The sequence below is a fragment of the Corallococcus macrosporus genome (assembly GCF_017302985.1).
GTDB classification, from domain to species: domain Bacteria; phylum Myxococcota; class Myxococcia; order Myxococcales; family Myxococcaceae; genus Corallococcus; species Corallococcus macrosporus_A.
Genome location: NZ_JAFIMU010000010.1, coordinates 71,842 through 89,375, shown reverse-complemented (window position 1 = coordinate 89,375; position 17,534 = coordinate 71,842). Strand labels below are relative to the sequence as shown.

The 17,534-nt window shown below is 72.3% G+C and carries 15 protein-coding genes; 9 read left to right on the top strand and 6 right to left on the bottom strand.

Annotated features, from left to right (window positions below; all coding sequences use genetic code 11):
* Nucleotide 1: 1 nt before the first annotated feature.
* Both JYK02_RS31160 and JYK02_RS31155 read left to right on the top strand, forming a co-directional pair.
* A complete protein-coding gene (locus JYK02_RS31160; protein WP_171435924.1) occupies nt 2-1,030 on the top strand; it encodes a chemotaxis protein CheB in 1,029 nt (342 codons plus the stop codon).
* The gene (locus tag JYK02_RS31155) at nt 1,024-2,763 is read left to right on the top strand and encodes a CheR family methyltransferase (RefSeq protein WP_207056475.1); all 1,740 of its coding nucleotides are present in this window, start codon (nt 1,024-1,026) and stop codon (nt 2,761-2,763) included. The genes JYK02_RS31160 and JYK02_RS31155 overlap by 7 nt, the downstream gene beginning before the upstream one ends.
* 28 nt (nt 2,764-2,791) lie before the next feature.
* Here the strand turns inward: JYK02_RS31155 and JYK02_RS31150 are convergent, their stop codons facing one another.
* Nucleotides 2,792-3,115 carry a polyhydroxyalkanoic acid system family protein gene (locus JYK02_RS31150; protein WP_207056473.1) on the bottom strand — a complete coding sequence of 108 codons (324 nt, stop codon included), beginning with the start codon at nt 3,113-3,115 and terminating at the stop codon, nt 2,792-2,794.
* Nucleotides 3,116-3,215: 100 nt separating this feature from the next.
* Entirely contained in the window at nt 3,216-4,643 is a 1,428-nt protein-coding gene (locus JYK02_RS31145; protein WP_207056471.1) for a deoxyribodipyrimidine photo-lyase, read from the bottom strand.
* Nucleotides 4,644-4,738: 95 nt separating this feature from the next.
* On the opposite strand from JYK02_RS31145, the gene JYK02_RS31140 reads away from it, so the two are divergent.
* From JYK02_RS31140 to JYK02_RS31125, 4 genes are all read left to right on the top strand, one after another.
* Nucleotides 4,739-6,031, top strand: coding sequence for a hypothetical protein (locus tag JYK02_RS31140; protein ID WP_347402631.1), 1,293 nt, complete (start codon nt 4,739-4,741; stop codon nt 6,029-6,031).
* Nucleotides 6,032-6,098: 67 nt separating this feature from the next.
* A complete protein-coding gene (locus JYK02_RS31135) occupies nt 6,099-7,244 on the top strand; it encodes a DUF1015 family protein (protein WP_207056470.1) in 1,146 nt (381 codons plus the stop codon).
* A gap of 11 nt (nt 7,245-7,255) precedes the next feature.
* A complete protein-coding gene (locus tag JYK02_RS31130) occupies nt 7,256-8,050 on the top strand; it encodes a methyltransferase (RefSeq protein ID WP_207056468.1) in 795 nt (264 codons plus the stop codon).
* Nucleotides 8,051-8,153: 103 nt separating this feature from the next.
* Nucleotides 8,154-9,122: a DUF6268 family outer membrane beta-barrel protein gene (locus JYK02_RS31125; protein ID WP_207056467.1), complete on the top strand. Its 969-nt coding sequence runs from the start codon at nt 8,154-8,156 to the stop codon at nt 9,120-9,122.
* A gap of 16 nt (nt 9,123-9,138) precedes the next feature.
* On the opposite strand, the gene JYK02_RS31120 is transcribed toward JYK02_RS31125, so the two are convergent.
* The 4 genes from JYK02_RS31120 to JYK02_RS31105 all read right to left on the bottom strand — a co-directional run bounded on the left by JYK02_RS31120 (nt 9,139) and on the right by JYK02_RS31105 (nt 15,284).
* The gene (locus JYK02_RS31120; RefSeq protein ID WP_347402630.1) at nt 9,139-12,330 is read right to left on the bottom strand and encodes a fused MFS/spermidine synthase; all 3,192 of its coding nucleotides are present in this window, start codon (nt 12,328-12,330) and stop codon (nt 9,139-9,141) included.
* Between the two features lie 144 nt (nt 12,331-12,474).
* A complete protein-coding gene (locus JYK02_RS31115; protein ID WP_207056465.1) occupies nt 12,475-13,596 on the bottom strand; it encodes a hypothetical protein in 1,122 nt (373 codons plus the stop codon).
* Nucleotides 13,597-13,599: 3 nt separating this feature from the next.
* The gene (locus JYK02_RS31110) at nt 13,600-14,439 is read right to left on the bottom strand and encodes a hypothetical protein (protein ID WP_207056464.1); all 840 of its coding nucleotides are present in this window, start codon (nt 14,437-14,439) and stop codon (nt 13,600-13,602) included.
* Nucleotides 14,436-15,284, bottom strand: coding sequence for an ABC transporter ATP-binding protein (locus tag JYK02_RS31105; RefSeq protein ID WP_242589412.1), 849 nt, complete (start codon nt 15,282-15,284; stop codon nt 14,436-14,438). Before JYK02_RS31105 ends, JYK02_RS31110 begins: the two co-directional genes overlap by 4 nt.
* 383 nt (nt 15,285-15,667) lie before the next feature.
* On the opposite strand from JYK02_RS31105, the gene JYK02_RS31100 reads away from it, so the two are divergent.
* The 3 genes from JYK02_RS31100 to JYK02_RS31090 all read left to right on the top strand — a co-directional run bounded on the left by JYK02_RS31100 (nt 15,668) and on the right by JYK02_RS31090 (nt 17,515).
* Complete coding sequence (locus JYK02_RS31100; protein WP_207056462.1) at nt 15,668-15,877, top strand: hypothetical protein; 210 nt, start codon at nt 15,668-15,670, stop codon at nt 15,875-15,877.
* 63 nt (nt 15,878-15,940) lie between these two features.
* Nucleotides 15,941-16,909: a porphobilinogen synthase gene (gene hemB / locus JYK02_RS31095; protein ID WP_207056461.1), complete on the top strand. Its 969-nt coding sequence runs from the start codon at nt 15,941-15,943 to the stop codon at nt 16,907-16,909.
* A gap of 195 nt (nt 16,910-17,104) precedes the next feature.
* Nucleotides 17,105-17,515 (top strand): hypothetical protein, encoded by a 411-nt coding sequence (locus tag JYK02_RS31090; protein WP_347402629.1) that lies wholly within the window; start codon nt 17,105-17,107, stop codon nt 17,513-17,515.
* Nucleotides 17,516-17,534: the final 19 nt, after the last annotated feature.

Genomic DNA, 17,534 nt, shown 5'->3' with positions numbered 1-17,534 from the left:
CGTGGGCGGCGGCACGGCGGTGACGGGACTCGCGTTCCGGGTACTCCTGGTGGGGCGGGGCCTGCGCGGGCTGGTGCGCGGGCTCTTCGACGGCGAGTCGCTGGTGGCCGTAGGCCCGCCCGAAGCAGACTTCGTGGGCGCGGAAGGGGTGGTGCGCCGGCACTTCCCGGACGTGCTCCTGGTGGACCTCATCTCTTCCGAGGCGCTGGGCGCCATCGAGCGCATCATGGCCATGCGCCCCACGCCCATCCTCGCGCTGCACCCGGGCGTGCTCACCGGGCAGCAGGCGTTCCAGGCGCTGGCCCTGGGCGCGCTGGACGTGATGGACCGGCCCATGACGCCGGGCCCGGACTTCTGGCACGCGGTGAACCGCAAGCTGGTGATGCTGTCGCAGGTGAAGGGCGTGCGCTCGCCGCCTTCGTCGCCCAAGGCCTCGCGGCCGGCGCAGGAGGGGCCCACCGCGCCGTTCCCCCTGGTGGCGCTGGCCGCCTCGCTGGGCGGGCCGAAGGCCGTGGCGCAGGTGCTGCGGATGATTCCGCGCGGCTTCCCCGCGCCCATCGCCTACTGTCAGCACATCAGCCAGGGCTTCACGGAAGGCCTGGCGCACTGGCTGTCCACGGAGACGGCGCTGCGCGTCGTCGAGGCGACGCACGACGCGTGGATGGAGCCGGGCACGGTGTACATCGCCCCATCGGGAGGACATCTGCTGGTGAAGCCGGACGGCCGTCTGGAACTGGATACGGGCCCTGCCCTGCGGGGCTTCCGGCCCTCGTGTGACATGCTGCTCACTTCGGCCGGGGAGGCTTTCGGCAAGCGGTGCATCGGCGTCATCCTGACGGGCATGGGCCGCGACGGCGCCAGGGGGCTGAAGGAGATTCGCGAGCGGGGAGGGCGTACCATCGCGCAGGACGAGGCCACGTGCGTCGTCTACGGCATGCCGCGCGAGGCGGTGCTCCTGGGCGCGGCGCAGCAGGTGCTGCCGCTGGACGTCATCGCACCGACGCTCGTGCAGTGGGTGGACGCGTGCTGAACGTGGGCAACAAGGTGCTCCAGCAGCTGTCCGCGCTCCTCCTGGAGCGCGCGGGGCTGAAGATCACCCTGGATGGCTACCACAGCCTGCGGCTCGCCCTGTCCACGCGCATGCCCGCGCTGGGCCTGAGCGACCCGGACAAGTACCTCCAGAAGCTGATGAGCGCGAGCGGCGAGGAGGAGCTGCGCTCGCTCCTGCCGCTGGTGACGGTGGGGCACACGGAGTTCTTCCGCGACGCGAAGCAGTTCCGCGCGCTGGAGCAGAGCGTGCTGCCGGACCTGCTCGCGAAGGCGCGGCGGGAGATGCGCAAGGTGTCCATCTGGTCCGCGGGCTGCGCCACGGGCGAGGAGCCCTACAGCCTGGCGCTGGTGATGGCGGAGCTGGGCGCGCTCGCGGTGGAGGTGGACCTGTGGGCCACCGACCTGAACCTGGCCGCGGTGGAGGCCGCGCGGCAGGGGCGCTTCTCCACGCGCCGCGCGATGGCCATCGGGCCCGAGCGGCTCAAGCGCTTCTTCCGGCAGATGGAGGACGGCTACGAGGCGTCGCCCATCCTGCGCGAATACATCCGCTTCGATGGCCAGAACCTGGCCGTGCCGGTGTTCGACAAGGTCGCGCCCGCGTCGTTGGACCTCATCCTCTGCCGCAACGTCATCATCTACTTCGACCTGCCCACCATCCGCGCGCTGATGGACCGCTTCCTCGCGGCGCTGCGCCCGGGCGGGCTGTTGTTCCTGGGGTACTCGGAGAGCCTGTTCAAGGTCTACGACCGCTTCGAGATGATCGAAGTGGAGGGCGCGTTCGTGTACCGGCGCCCGCTGGGAGAGCGCCCCCGTCCGCCGCCGCCCCTGGCGCCGATGACGACGGAGCCGCGCCCGGGCAGCCCGGAGTCCTTCGCCGTGGAGCTGCGCCAGCGGCTTCAGGCCAACGCGGAGACCGCCGCGAAGCTGCGCACGGCCGGCGCTTCAGCCAGCGCGACTCCAGACGCGGCCGTGCGCCGGCCCACCACGGAGATGCCCGCGGTGGGCCCGCTGGCCGGGCGCCGCACCGGGGAGTTCCCCGCCGTCCGGCCGCAGACGCCTCCCGCGGCGGAGCCTCCTCGCCGGCCCGCGGACCGGCCCACCGGCACCTTCGCGGCGGTTCGCGTGGAGCCGCCCGCGTCACGGCCCCTGGCGGAAGCGGCGCCCGCGCGTCCCAGCGGTTCGTGGCCGCAGCTGCTGCCGCCCGCGGAGCGCCTCAACATGGCCGTGCGCAAGATGGGGCAGGGCGACTTCCCGGGCGCCATCGACGGCGTGAAGCGCCTGCTGGTGGACGAGCCCTCCGACCTGGACGCGCTCCTGACGCTGGGCAACCTGTACTCGCTCACCGGCCGCATCAGCGAGGCGCGCGACACGTTCAGCCAGGCGCTCCAGCGCGAGCCGCTGTGCGTGGAGGCGCGCATCTTTGGCGGGGTGGCGGCGATGCAGGCGGGGAGCCTGGCGGAGGCGCGCTCCGAGCTGGCCAAGGCCCTGTTCCTGGAGCCCACGCTGGCCATCGGGCACTACCTGCTGGCCCAGGTGCAGGAGCGCACGCAGGACTTCGAGTCCGCGCGGCGCAGCTACCGCAACGCCGTCGCGCAGCTGAAGTATCCGCAGCGCCCGCTGGCGGGGCACTACCCGGAGATGCTCGACTCCGCGGAGTCCATCTCCCGCGCGGCCCGCTATGCGCTGGCCGCGCTGGAGGAGCAGCCGGGCTGAAACAGACGCCCGGCGCCCGGCGGCTGCTTCAGTCCAGGTTGCCCTTCACCTGATCCAGGCTCTTGGACGGATCCAGCACCGCGCTGAACTTCTTCTGCAGGTACGTCTTCGCCTGGCCGCGCAGGAGCATGCCGGGGTCGGTGCCCTCACCGGACACGGTCTTGTCCGTGATGACGAAGCTGGCGTCCAGGTTGATGCCCATGACCTTGCCGGCGAGCTTCGCGCCCTCGTCGCCCTGCCAGTCGGACTTCACGCCGTACTTGCTGCCCCAGTACTGCAGCAACTGCTCGACGCGCTTCTTGACCTCGTCCTTGGGAAGGTTGTGGGGGACCTCGAACTTCAACATGCCCATGGGGTGACTCCTGGTTGCGCGAAAAAGGTGCGTCCGAGCGGTTTAGTGACACCGGGCCGGAAAGGGAACCGCCGTCTTCGGGGGGATGTCCACCGGCGGCCTACCGGGCGGCCTTGCTGGGGGTGCCCCAGCGGGCCAGGTAGGGCTCCAGGTCGAACTTCTCCGCGGTGCGCGGCGAGCTCATGGGCCGCACCTTTCCAATCACCGGGCGCTCCTGGAAGGGCCGGTCGTGCAGCCCCAGGACCCACATGAAGTTGGAGACGCTCGCGGGGTCGCGCCCGTCCACCGCGTAGGTGTCGTTGAGCCGGGAGATGCGCAGCAGCGCCTCCTCCGGCGTGGGGCTCCACTCCAATATCTTCTTCCCCCAGAGCATGCGCAGGTAGTTGTGGATCCGCCCGCGCTCCCGCAGCTCGCGCTGGGACGCGTTCCAGAGCGCGTCCTGCGTGCGGCCCTGATCCAGGTCCTCGAACGAGTAGAGGTGCGGGCGCGGATCCTTCCGGTGACGCGACAGCGTCTCGCGCGCCCAGGGCGGCAGCGAGTCCACGCTCAGCTGCTTCGGGCCGGGCGTGTGGAAGCAGTAGTTGAAGCCCAGCTCGCGGCGCACGAGCAGCTCCTCCACGAAGGACTGCACCGCCGGGTGGTCCTTGCCCTTCGCCGCGATGGCCGCGCGCGCCGCCTCGCCGGGGAAGAGGTTGCCCCAGTGGAAGTAGGGCGACAGGTTGGACTGCTGGCCCAGGCCCGGATCATTCCGGCCGGTGTCGTAGCCCTCCAGCCGCTCGCGGAGGAACGCGTCCAGGGCCTTCAAGCCGGCCTTGCGTCCGCCGCGCTCGGCCAGGGGCTTCACGGAATGATCCAGCGCGAACGTGTCCAGAGCGGCCCGAGCCTTCACCGCGTCGGACAGCTCGAAGTCCGGCTGGAGCTTCGCGCCGGACACGCGCGGCTTGCGCGCGGGCAGCGTGCGCTCCAGGTACTCCGGCCACAGCTTGCGCAGCTTGGGGCGCAGCGCGTACGCGCCCACCTGGGCCGCGGGGATGCGCTGCATGGGCACCACGCAGGACGCGTCCACGGCGATGAGCGGCACGCGCAGCGCCTTCGCCGCGCCGCGCAGGTGGCCCGGGATGATGTACGTGGGGAACAGGTCCGACACCACGGCCGCCGCGCGCTTGCCCAGGCTCGCGAGCCTCGGCTTGTGTTCCTTCTTGTTGCGCGGCAGCTCCAGCCAGTACGGCAGGCCGCGCGCGGCGCAGCCCTTCGCCATGTCCGCCATGCCCTCCAGCGCCCACGCGTGGAGCCGCTCCGACGCGTAGGGATAGTCCGGGCGGATGGCCTGATACACGACGACGGGCAGGCCCAGGTGGTTGCCCAGCGCGATGGCGGCGTCCAGCGCGTGGTTCTCCTGCCAGCGATGGTTCACCATGCACCAGTAGAGGACGAAGTCGCGCTGACCTTGGGGCAGGGGCGCGTCGTTCACCGCCTGGATGCGCGCGGAGTCGACACCGAGTTCGGACCACGAGAGGCCTTCGGGCATGGGCTCGCGAGAATCTTCGACGCGCGGCGGAAAACCAACACGCCTGCACGGGTTGTGGTTTTCTGCCGGACGGCCGGACCCAAGGAGCCCTACGCGTGTCACACCGTCGAACCTGGAACCTCCCTGTCACCGTCCTCGCGGTCGCGCTGATGCTGCCGGGCCTCGCGCTGGCGCAGGCGGGAGGCACGGGCGTGTACCCGGCGCCCCAGCCGCCGCCTCCGCCCGCGCCGGGCATGTACCCGGCGCCGCCCTCGCAAGCGGAGCCGCAAGCGCCGCAGGACGAGCCGCGCCCCGTGTCGCCGTCCAACGACGCCTACGGACAACAGCCGCCTCCCGCGCAGCCTTCGAGCCCGGACGCGTATCCGCCCCCGCAGGCCGCGCAGCCTTCGAACCCGGACGACACCCGGGCGCCCCCGGGTGACGCGCCCCTCGCGCCGCCGGATCCGGACCGCCTGCGCACCGAGCCGCAGGCCCCGTTGACGGAAGGGCCCTCGGGCGTGCGCCAGGAGTCCACGCGGGACGAGACCGCCACCGCGGCCTCGCGCCTGCGCCCGCCGCCGGAGGACAACGGCGTGTTCCTGGACGGCCAGCGCCGCCGCGGCCCGTTCCTCTCCGGTCCCGGCAGCATGCGCTTCGTGCTGCACCACACGGCGCTGGGCGCGCTGGGCGGGTTCTTCACGCAGGCGTTCTCCAAGGACTTCAACTTCGACCGCAGCTCGCGCGAGTCCATGCTCGCGGGCACGCTCATCGGCGCGGGCCTGGGCTTCGGCGCGTCCGCGTGGTGGCAGTTCAACAACTGGGTGGACACGCCCATGGCGAACTTCACCGTGCTCAACTCGGGCATCGGCGGCATGTTCCTCGCGGGCTTCATGGACCTCATCACCCAGGACTCGGGCGTGCTCACCTGGGCCGCGTTCCTGGGCGCGGAGCTGGGCGCGTGGCTGACGGCGGGCATCGGCGGCGGGCAGCTGCCGCTCGCGGACGGCCTGCTGGTGGCCTCCGGCGCGGGCTGGGCGGCGGCGTACAGCGCGCTGTTCCTCGCCATCGTGCACTTCTCCGGCACGTCCATCTCCGGCAAGACGTGGAAGGACATGCTGCTCATCTCCCCGGGCGTGGGCGCGGGCGTGCTGGCCCTGGCGACCATGCGCTACAACCCGACGGCGTCGCAGATCCTCCGCGCGGACCTCTTCGGTGGCGGCGTGGGCGCGGCGGTGCTGCTCATCTCCGGCCTGGTGCTGGGCGGCTTCAACCAGTCCACGCCCTACGTGCTGTCCTTCCTGGGCTCCGCGGGCGCCATCACCACCGTGAGCCTGCTGTGGGAGGAGAGCGTGGACCGGTCCGCCCTGCGCAGTGCCAAGGACCGGCCCTACAAGAACGTCTGGTGGTAGACGGCCTGCAGGACGGGCGGGCAGGCGTCATGGCGCGCGGGGGAAGGCGGCATCACCTTTCCCCGGTATGGCGCGCGTCCTCCCGTTCTCGGCCCTCCTGACCTCGCTGGGCTCCTCGCTGGAGCCCGGGGACGGTCCTCCTCGCGGAAACGCGGCCCCGCTGCCCACCCACGTGCGGCCCCTGCTGGAGGCCGCGAACCCGAGCGCGGAGCTGCGCCGGATGCGGGATTCGGGCGGGCTGTTGAAGGACGCGCGTCCCGCCCTCTACGTCGTGGAGCTGCATGGCCCCGCGGGCGCCTTCTCCGGCCCTCCGGTGCGCTATCTCTTGTGCGCGCTGAGGCCGGACGCGGTGCCTTCGCTGGAGCAGGACCCGTACCGGCCCCGCGCGTGGGAGGTGGAGCCCGCCGTCACCCTGGTGGCGGATGATCACGGCGCGCTCCGGGCCCTGCTGGCGGAGGCCGCCGAGCGCGGCATCTCCGTCTGGAAGGGCAACTACGACGGCAACCCGGTGTCGCTCCTGCGCATCGAACCGTCCCCGGTGTCCAAGCGCCTGCAGGCGGTGCTGGACGAGGCACCCATGCGCCCCCTGGCCGCGCTGAGCGAGCAGGGCCAGACGCTGGCGGCGGTGGTGCCCCTGTCCGAGCCGGGCCTGGAGCTGTGCCCCATCCACCGTGCCCTCAAGGGCGTGGAGACCTTCCAGGAGGAGACGTTCCTCACCCTGGTGTCCGCCTACGCGCGCGTGACGGAGCTGGACACGCCCCTCACCACGCCGCAGGGCCTGGCGGCGGCGCGCGAGCGGCTGGCCACGCTGGTGCCCGGACAGCACGCGGTGCTGCTGGTGCTGCCGGGAGGCCGGGGCCGCATCCTGCGCTTCCGGCAGGGCCTGGACCTGGCACACCTGAAGGGCGCGCCTCGCAACCCCACGCTGCGCAGCCTGGACCTGGCGCTGCTCAACGCGCTGGTGCTGCGCACGGTGCTGGGCATCCAGGAGCCGGAGGCGTCCGGACATCCTCAAGTCTTCCCGGTGCACGGGCTGGACGCGCTGGTGGCGGGCGTGGAGGCGGGCACGTTCCAGGCGGGCTTCGCGCTCAACCCGCCGCCGGTGTGGGAGGTGCGGGCGGTGATGGAGGCCCAGGCCACGCTGCCGCCGCGCACCCTGCGCGTGGAGCCGCGCGTGCCGGCGGGGCTGCTCTTCCTGGATCCCGAAGTCTGACGGCCCTCCGTGTGCGCGCGCTGACCGGCACCGCGCAGGACTGGCCCCACCGGGTTCGGCTGCGGTTGGAGCCGGGCCCGGGAGAGACGCTCGACGCCATCTGCGGCGGCGAGGTGCAGGTGCTCCAGCGGCGGCTGGGCTACCGCTTCACGCTGGACCCCGTGCTGCTCGCGCACTTCGCCGTGTTCGAGGCGGGCGCGCACCGCGGAAGGCTGCTCGACCTGGGCACCGGGTGCGGCATCATCCCGCTGGTGCTGGCCCGCAGGCTGGGGCGCTCCGACATCACCGCGCTGGAGCTGCAGCCGGGGCTGTTCTCGCTGGCGGAGCGCAACGTGTACCTCAACCGCTGCGAGAGCGCGGTGTCGCTGGTGCAGGGCGACCTGCGGTGCGTGGCGGAGACGTTCCCCGCGAGCAGCTTCGGCCACGTGCTGTGCAATCCGCCCTACCGCGCGCGCACCGCGGGCCAGAGCAACCTGTCGCTGGAGAAGGCGCTCGCGCGGCATGAGATTGCCTGCGAGCTGCCGGACGTGGTGCGCGCGGCGGCCTACCTGCTGGTGCCCCGGGGTGGGCTGTGCATGGTGTACCCCGCGTCGCGCTTCAGCGAGCTGGTGTCGGTGCTGCGCACGCAGCAACTGGAGCCTCGCACGGTGCGCATGGTGCACCCGCGCGGGGACCGGCCCGCGAAGCTGGTGCTGCTCCACGCGGTGAAGGGCGGCCGGGCGGACCTCACCGTGCTGCCGCCGCTCGTGGTCCACGCGGAGGAGGACGCGGCCTTCACGGACGAAGTGAACGCCATGGTGGGCTGACGCACAGGCTCCCTTTCGCTTCACCCGGAGTGGGACAGGGGAGGGTAGACTGTCCGGCCTCGGGGCTGGGACCGGCCACCCCGTCCTACGAAGGCAGGGTGTGATGCGCGTGGACTTCCACCGCGCGGTGCGAGGGTGCCTCCAGGTCCTGGGCTGCTGGGCCGTGGCGGCGCTGCTGCTGGGCTCCAGCGCGCAGGCGCAGACGCAGGCGGACCGGCTCTATTTGAGCTACGGCCTCTCCGGCGGAGGTTCGTTGGATGCCGGCGGCGTCCACATCCGGGAGCGGCGGAGCCTGGAGCTGCGCGTGCCGCTGCCGCCGGTCGTGGTGGGGCGCACGTACCTGTTGCCATCGGTGGGCTACGAGACGCGGTGGATGGGCGCGGACGTGCCGGAGGTGGAGCCGGGCCCGGTGGAGCGGCAGTTCCACCGCATCCAGCTGGGGCTCACCGTCGTCCGGCCCGTGGCGCCGCGCTGGCTGGTGGTCGCTGGCGTGTCGGGCAACACGCGCACGGACTTCAAGTCCTCCTTCGACCTTTCGCTGGACACGTCGTGGGTGGCGTTCGCGATGGCCAGCCACCAGCTGGGGGACACGCCCGGCTTCGGGGTGACGTTCGGCGTGGTCGCGCTGTGGCCGTTCGACACGCTGCCCGTCATCCCCATCCTGAACCTGACCTACAACCGGGGCCCGTACGTCGTGGAGGTGGGCCTGCCCCGGCTCACGCTGCTGCGCAAGCTGGGGGACACGGTGGAGCTGGGGCTGGTGGGGGCGCTCGACATGCAGGTGCTCCGCACGCGCTTCGAACCGGAGCTGCGGGCCGCGGGCGCCAGCTACCTGCGGGAGACGCAGGTCCGCGTGGGGCCCACCGTGAACGTCCACTTGGGCCGCGACCTGTGGCTGAGCTCGTCGGTGGGCCTGTCGTTGATCAACGACTACGCGCTGCTGGACCGCGAGCGCGACAGCCTGAAGGTCCCCGGGCTGGACATGGGGCCCGCCCCGTATGGCCGCGTGGTGCTCGGCTGGCGTCCGGGGCGCCCCCAGGCGAAGGCGCAGGGCTCGCGCCCCGCGCGCTGAGGCCCGGCGGGCGGGCCTACTTCGCCTCCTCGGCCTGCGGCGGCGCCGGCTGCCGCGCCTTGTTCGTGGGGACCTCCGCCGCTTCGACGTCCGCCAGGAAGGGCGGGGGCGTCTGGGCCAGGAAGCGCTCCAGGTCGTCCCGGGCCATGTCGGCCCGAGGGTCACCGCGCTGCGCGTAGCAGTCCGCGCGCGCCAGCAGCAGGGCGCGGTCCCACGGGACGTGCGGCTCCAGGGGGGCGAGCCCCTCCACGCAGAGCGCCGTGCCTCCGGCCGCGAACGCCAGCTTGGTGTAGGTCAGCTTGCGCTGGGGGGTGGCCGCGCTGGCCGCGAAGGGCTGCTCGACCGCCGCGTGGAGCCGCCGGGCCAGCTCCGGTGAGCGCTCGCCCACGCGGAGCGCCGCATCAAGGGCCGCCTCCGTCAGCGGCATGACCGCCCAGGGATCCTTGCGCAGGGTCGTGAACGCGCGCTCCAGGAGCGCGGTCGCCTGGGCATCCTGCCGCTGGGACTCCATCAGCAGGGCCTCCAGCATGTCCGCGTCCGCGGGACGGCGGGCCCGCAGCGACCGCACGGCCGCGAGCGCCTCCGGGTGCTGCGTCATCACCAGGGCGCGGGCCAGCGAGTACTCCTCATGAGGGCCCCGGGGCTGCCGCTTCATCTGCTGCCACAGGGCCAGCACCTCGGCGTCCTGGCCCGCCAGCACGGTGCTGACGAAGGTCTCGTAGGAACGGCTCTGCTCGGCCACCTGGCCCGGCACGGCGGTCCCCAGCCACAGCTTCAGCTCGTCCACGCGGTTCCAGTCCGGGGCCCCATTCGCGAACTCGAGCCGGTCCAGCTTGAGCCGCCGCGCGACCCGGCGCAGGTCCTGGATGGAGAAGAAGGCGGTGTGGCCCACGCTGCGCGCGAAGGCGAACTCCATGGAGGACAGGTCGTCCGTGTTGATCATCTCCGCGCCGCGCTCCGCCGCCACCCGGGCCAGCTCCACGTTGCCGACGAAGTGGGCCAGCACGCCCTCCAGCTCGTCCGTCCGCCACACCGAGTACAGGGCGGTGCGGTAGGGCTCCTCGGTGATGCGCGCGCGCAGCTTCGCCAGGTCATGCTTCATCGGCTGCAGGGAGGCGATCAGCAGCAGATCCCCGCTGAGCGTGTGCCAGGTCTCCACGGCCGCGAACTCCGAGGACAGCGTGGCGTAGGCGCTCTGGATGGTGAGGGCGTCCACCTCGTAGGCCTGGATCCACTGCAGGAACATGCCGCCATCGGCCAGCCGCTGCTTCGCGGCCTGGTAGAAGTCGCGCGTGAAGAGGCTGGAGATGCCGGCGCGGTACGGGTTGGAGGGCTCGGAGAAGATGATGTCGTAGCGCTGGGGCGTGGTGAGCAACACCTCGCGCGCGTCCCCGATGGAGGTGTGCACCTTCGGGTTGTCCATCACGTTCGCGTTCACCGCGTGGCAGCGGCGCGCCACCTCCAGGATGGCGGGTTCAATCTCCACGACGTCCACGCGCTCCATGCTGCGCACCTGGCCCAGCCAGCCCGCGGTGCTGCCCGTGCCCAGGCCGATGACCATCGACGTGCGGGGATCCGGGTGCAGGAGCGCGCCGACGAGGCCCGACATGATCTGCGTGGACGCGTCGCCAATGGCGTTGCCGTCCACCTTGCCGTTGACGACGAAGTTGAGGCCGTTGTTCTCCGCGAGCGCGACGCTGCTCTCCACGCCCTCGTGCTCCCACGTGATGTCGGAGCGGATGGCGGAGACGAACCGGTCGATCTGCTGGATGTCGGGGTCCCTCAGCCCGGAGCGGCCCGCGCCCACGCCCGAGTGGCGCCACGCGGCGGTGGGGCCCTGCGCGGTGAGCAGCAGCACGGCGAGCCCGGTGGCCAGCACCGGCGCCACCAGCGCCCCCCGCTGGCGCTCCCGCAGGAAGGAGAGCCCCGCGGCGCCCAAGCCCAGCGCGGCGAGGAGGCCCGCCACGGCCTGCCACGTCACCGGCGCGGTGAGCAGCGGAATCACCCCGAAGCCACCCGCGAGCGACCCCACGATGGAGCCGCCCGTGTTCCACGCGTACACCTGGCCCACCTGCCGGCCCGCGTCCTGGCGGCCCCGCCCGATGAGCGCGAGCAGCAGCGGGAACTGCACGCCGGACACGAACGCGGCGGGCAGCACCACGACGGAGGTGATGAACGTCCAGCCCATCGCCATGGCGCCCAGCCCCAGGCCTCCCAGCGGCCGCAGCAGCGCGGCGACGATGGCCAGCCGGTCCCCCAGCGCGAAGGGGACGGCCATCAGCACGGCCTCCGCGGCGCAGGTGAGGGCGAAGCCCTGGAGCGTCGCGGGGCGGTGGCGGAAGAAGACGGTGTAGGCGGTGCCGCCCAGGCCGATGCCCAGGAGCGCCAGGGCGAGGATGAGCCCGAACGTGAAGGTGGTGCCACCCAGCAGCGGGCCCAGCATGCGGTACCAGACCAGCTCCATCAGCAGGAACGCGAAGCCCACGACCGCGGCGGCCACGAGCACGAAGCCCCGGGGCGGCAGCGCGCCCGCGTCGGCCACGGTGGCAGCGGCGACGGGGGCGGGCGCCACGGGCTCGGTGGCCGCGGGCCTGGCCGGAGCGTCCGCCTCCATCGAGCGGCTCACGGAGCGCGCGGTGATGGCCACGAGCGCGTTGAGCAGACACGCGGACCAGAGCGTGGAGCGGTTGCCCAGCACCTCCAGCAGGAGGAACGTGGACGCCGCCGCGCCCGTGACGGCGCCCAGCGTGTTGATGCCATAGAGCAGGGCCAGGTCGCGGCGGTGCGGATCCGCGTCGGAGAGCACCGCGCGCGCGGCGGCCGGGAGCGTGCCGCCCATGAGCACCGTGGGCACCGCGAGCACCAGCAGCGACAGCACCAGCCGCACGACGGTGCCCAGGCCCAGGCCCATCACCGGCGTGCCGCCCAGGGCGATGTAGATGGCGCGCACCGCCTCCACGAGGAAGGGGCTCAGCGCGGCGCTCGCGGCGATGAGCAGCTCCAGGTTCGCGTAGAAGGCCAGCGGCCGCGTCTGCCGGTCCGCCCGCGCGCCCAGGAGCGCGCTGCCCAGTCCCAGCCCCGCCATGAAGATGGCGAGCACCGCGGCCGACGCGGCGGTCGAGGCCCCGAAGATGAGGCGGAACTCCCGCAGCCACACCGTCTGGTAGACCAGTGCGCAAAGCCCCGAACCGAAGAGGAGGGGAGCCACCCTCCCGACGCGTGCGTTCATCAGACCCTCGGGGAGCCCGCGCCCGGCCGTGCCTGGTGGGTCGCGGCTCCCTTATCGGGCCGGATTATTCCGTGAAGTGTGTCCTGGGGAAAACAGTCATGCGAGGCCTGCCTGCTCTTCCTCTCAGGGCGCCGGCTTCGCGTGCTCGGCGGCCTGGCGCTCCGTCCGGCACCAGGCGAGCTGCTCCTGGATGGTGGCCAGGGGCACCGCCAGCTCCAGCTTGAAGGACGACCCGTCCGGCCGCACCTTCGCGAAGTCCAGGAGCTGCGCCAGGTCCTCCTTGCCGTCCGCCTGCGCCTTCATGCGCGCCATGGACAGCGCGCCGCCCAGGGACTTGCCCAGGTCCGTCATCCTGTCCGCGTCCAGGCCCGTCACGTTGGCCACCATGGCCACGTCGCCGCTGGTGTCCAGGTGCAGCTCCACGTTCTGGGCCACATCCGTCAGCTGCTTCGCCAGCTCCGCCTGACCCGGCCCCAGCATCTTCGCCAGCTGCTCCACCGCGAGCACGCCGTACATCTCCCCGTAGGTGCTGTTCTCGTCCAGCAGCGGCGGCCCGTCCTCCTGCCCGCGCCCGTCCATGCGGTCCAGCACCGTCTTCACGGAGTCCGGCGACTTGCCGAACACCAGCATCTGGTTGTTCCAGGTGCCCACCGCGGTGTCCATCCGGCCGCGCTGCGTGCCGCCGTCCGGCAGGGTGAACGTCGTGTCCCCCGGCTCGTAGACGCGCGCGCCCGGGCCGTGGTCGGACGCCACGCGCTCGCCCAAAAGCTCCTGGTACTTCGCCTTGCTGAAGTCGCCGGACAGGATGACGCCCTCGTCGGTGACGACCAGCCGGTCCAGGTCCTGGAGCGGATCCACGCCGCTCATCGCCTTGAACTGCTCCAGGTTCTTGCCGCCGTCGCGCAGCAGGCAGTCCATGAGCAGCTCACCCACGGGCGAGTAGCGGAGCGCGTTCGCCTCGATGACCACCGCCGTGCGGCCCTTGCCCCGGGGCAGCGCCGCGAGCAGCGGGTCGCGCGGCTTCGCGGGCGCGGCCACCCCCGCGTCCACCACCGCGGGCATCACCCAGGTGCGCCGCTTCTCCGCGCGCTCCAGGTCCGTGCCGCGCATGCGCCGGGGGAAGGCCACGTCCTTCTCCTCGGGCCGCGGCGCGTCACCCTGGCCCGTGAACATCAGGACCGCGCCCGCGGCGAACAACAGCAGCGCCCCCAGCAGCCACACCCTCCTGCGCCCGCGCGATTCCATGACTCAGCAGTCCTTTCCCTCGAAGTGCCAGAAGCCCACGGAGAGCGCTCCCAGTCCGAACACCAGCACGCCGCCCAGCAACATCCCCAGCGAGCCCTTCTCCAGCGGCGTGGAGCTGGCCAGGTCCGCCGCGCGCGACGCCAGCGCGGACAGCCGGGGCAGCACCAGCGTCACCGCGTCGAACGCCGTGCGGCCGAAGCCCGCCTCCAGGTAGCGCGACACGTCCTGGCGGAAGCCCGCGAGGATGCCGCCCACCAGCAGCACGAAGCCCGCCGCGGAGCACAGCGCCGCGCTGCGCACCAGCGTCGCCGTGGTGAGCATCACCGCGTACACCGCCGCGAACCCCACGCAAGCCAGGCCCCCGGCGATGATGGGCCCCAGCGTCCAGTACCCCGCCTTCACCCCGAAGATGAGCGTCAGCCCGCCCGCGGCGTACACCGTGCCGCCCACGGCCAGCGTCATCACGCCCACGAACGTGCCGGCCAGCAGGTGCCAGCGCTGGAGGGGCAGGGCGAGCAGGTGCTCGATGCGGCCGGGAGACAGGAGCCCCGGCGCGAAGTCCGAGCACGCCACGATGCCGAAGAGGATGCCGCCGTAGAAGACGAGGTACGCCGCCGCGCGGTAGACGGGCCTGAGCGCCACGTCCACGGACATGATGTTGGAGCGCATCACCTCGCCGAACAGGCGCGTCGCCGCGAGCGCTCCGTCCACCACCTCCAGCTTGAGGCTGAGCGCCACGGTGGCCAGCACCAGCGTGAGCCCCACCATGAAGGCCAGGATGAACTTGCGCGACGCCGCCTCGCGCAGCACGTACCCCGCGATGACGAAGACCGGGCTCCTCATGCCGCCACCCCCGGCCCGCCGACGGCGCCCACGAGCACCGCCTCCAGGTCCGCGCCCTCGCGCTTGAGCTCCGTCAGGAGCGCGCCGCGCGAGCGCGCCTTGTCCAGCGCCGCGTTGAGCACCGCCACGTCCGCCGCGTCCACCGTGTACACGCCTTCCTCCCGGGCACTCCCGGCCGGCACGAAGCCCTCGGACGCCAGCGCCGCCGCGTCCGCGCCGGGGGCGAAGCGCACGCGCCAGCGCGCCCCGGCCTTCGCCAGCTCATCCAGCCGTCCCTCGCGCAGCACGCGCCCGTCCGCGAGGATGGCCACGCGGTCGCACACGCGTTCGGTCTCCGCCAGCAGGTGCGAGTTGAGGAACAGCGTCACGCCCTTCTTCACCTCTTCCTGGAGGATGCGGCGCACCTCCAGCCGGCCCATGGGGTCGATGCCGTCCGTGGGCTCGTCCAGGACGAGCAGCGCCGGATCTCCAATCAGCGCCGCCGCCAGCCCCAGCCGCTGCCGCATGCCCTTGGAGTAGCCGCCGATGCGCCGGTCCACCGCGTCCGAAAGCCCCACGCGCTCCAGCAGCTTCAGGTGCGCGCCCGCGTCCGCCTTGAGCCCCTTGAGCCGCGCGACTGTGGCCAGGAACGCGGGCGACTTCCACGTGCCGGGCAGGTGCAGCCGCTCCGGCAGGTAGCCGATGCGCGCGCGGATGGCCGGATCCTCCGGCGACCCGCCCAGCACGCGCACCGTGCCCGCGCTGGGCCGCACGATGCCGAGCACGCTCTTGATGAAGGTCGTCTTGCCCGCGCCGTTGGGGCCAATCAGCCCGAACGCGCTGCCCGCCGGGACGTGGAGGTCCATGCCCCGGAGGGCCTCGTGGCCGCCACGTCCGAACGCTCGGCGATACGTTTTTCGCAGGCCCTGCACTTCAAGCGCGGGAGGTGGGGTCGTCACGGTCATGACTGTAGACGACCCGGCCGGGCGATGATTGCACCCGCCTGCCCTCCGGGGAGGGACGGCCGGCCCTGCATGCGGGTTTCCCAGCGCGTTCCCGTGTTCGCGCCGCTGGGAAAAACCTTGCGCACCCGGAGCGCGCATGGCGCGACGCGACACCTCGTCATTCCCGGGCGTTGCGCTCCTGGGTGTTCCAACGGTGTCCCTGGTCCAGGCCCTGCAATGCCTGTCCACGACCGGCGGGACCTGGATGCCACCCCCCGCGGCCACACCACACAGGAGACATGGGCATGACGTGGGCAAACGGGACCGAGCAGCAGCTTCAGGACGCGCGCCGTGAGCTGGAGGCCGCCGAGCGGGAGCTGGACACCGGGACCGAGGCAGCGCGCGTGCGCTACGCCCGGGCGCTGTACGAGGCGGACCTCGCCGGGCGGCGGGCCGACCGCATGGCGCGCGACTCGCGCCGCCATCAGATGACCTGGCGCCCCGTCGCCGGCTGAGCAGGCGGTTTGGGGACGCGGAAGGGGTGAAGCGCGGGGCCGGGCGGTTTATACCGGCGACCCATGGCCCACCCCGTCCACCGTCCCCGCAGGCTGCGCCGCTCCGCGGCCCTCCGTGACATGGTGAGAGAGACGCGCCTCTCACCCACGGACTTCATCTACCCGCTGTTCGTCGTGGAAGGCCGGGACGTGCGCCGTCCCATCTCCTCCATGCCGGGCATCTTCAACCTCTCGTTGGAGCACGCGGTGAAGGAGGCGAAGCACGCGAAGTCGCTGGGCGTGCCCTCCGTCATCCTCTTCGGCATCCCGGACCACAAGGACGCGCGCGGCACCCAGGCGTACGCGACGGACGGCATCGTCCAGCGCGCCATCCGGGAGATCAAGGCGGCGGAGCCGGACCTCCAGGTCATCGCGGACGTGTGCCTGTGCGAGTACACCGACCACGGCCACTGCGGCGTGCTGGACGGCAACCACGTGGCCAATGACGCCACGCTGCCCCTGCTGGCCCAGATGGCCGTCACGTGCGCGCAGGCGGGCGCGGACATCATCGCCCCCTCGGACATGATGGACGGCCGCATCGGCGCCATCCGCAAGGCCCTGGATGAAGTGAAGCACCAGGACACGCCCATCATGTCGTACTCGGCGAAGTACGCCTCCGGCTTCTATGGTCCGTTCCGGGAAGCCGCGCAGAGCACGCCGCAGTTCGGCGACCGCCGCGGCTACCAGATGGATCCCGGCAACGTGCGCGAGGCCATCCGCGAGACGGCGCTGGACGTGGACGAGGGCGCGGACTTCATCATGGTGAAGCCGGCGCTGTCGTACCTGGACGTCATCCGCGCGCTGCGCGAGAACTTCGACCTGCCGCTCGCCGCGTACAACGTCTCCGGCGAGTACGCGATGCTCAAGGCCGCCGGGCAGAACGGCTGGGTGGACTACGAGCGCGTGATGATGGAGGTCCTCACGTCCATCAAGCGCGCCGGGGCCGACCTGATCATCACCTACCACGCCCTGGAAGCGGCCAAGCTCCTCTAGGCGACACCCCGGGCGCCTGCTTACGGCGGGAGGCTTGATCGCCTCCGCCGCTTGCGCCCAAATGGTCCCCACACGATGCCCACCCAGAAGAAGCGGCCCGGACGCAGAACCGAGAAGCCTCCGCCCAGACGTGGCGCCTCGCGGACGACCGCCCGGAAAGGGGCGTCCCAGCGCCCGGGCAGGGGCCGCGCCCCGGTGGTCCGTACCCCTGGGCCGTTGCAGTACAAAGTGGTGGAGCTGTCCACGGTGGACGAGGGCGCGCTGGAGCGCACCCTGAACGAGTGGACGGCCAAGGGCTGGAACCTGGACGGCGTGCAGTTCGCGATGCGCGAGTCCTCCAAGCGCCCGGCCATGGCCTTCGTCTTCTTCACCCGCGAAGGCGAGGCCGCGCGGCACGACGAGGACGACGCACGGCAGAAGCTCCTGCGCATGTCCGAAACGGGCAGCCCCACGGCCCAGCTCGCGGCGGAAGCGGCCGGCGAGCACGCGCAGACGGTGGTGCCCTTCGTCCACCCGCTGTCCGCGCACGAGCGGCTGGCGAAGCTGGCCGGGCTGGACGAGCCGGAGCCCACCGAAGAGGGCCTCACGCTGGAGCCCGAGGAGTGAGCGCCTCCCCCGAACGCAG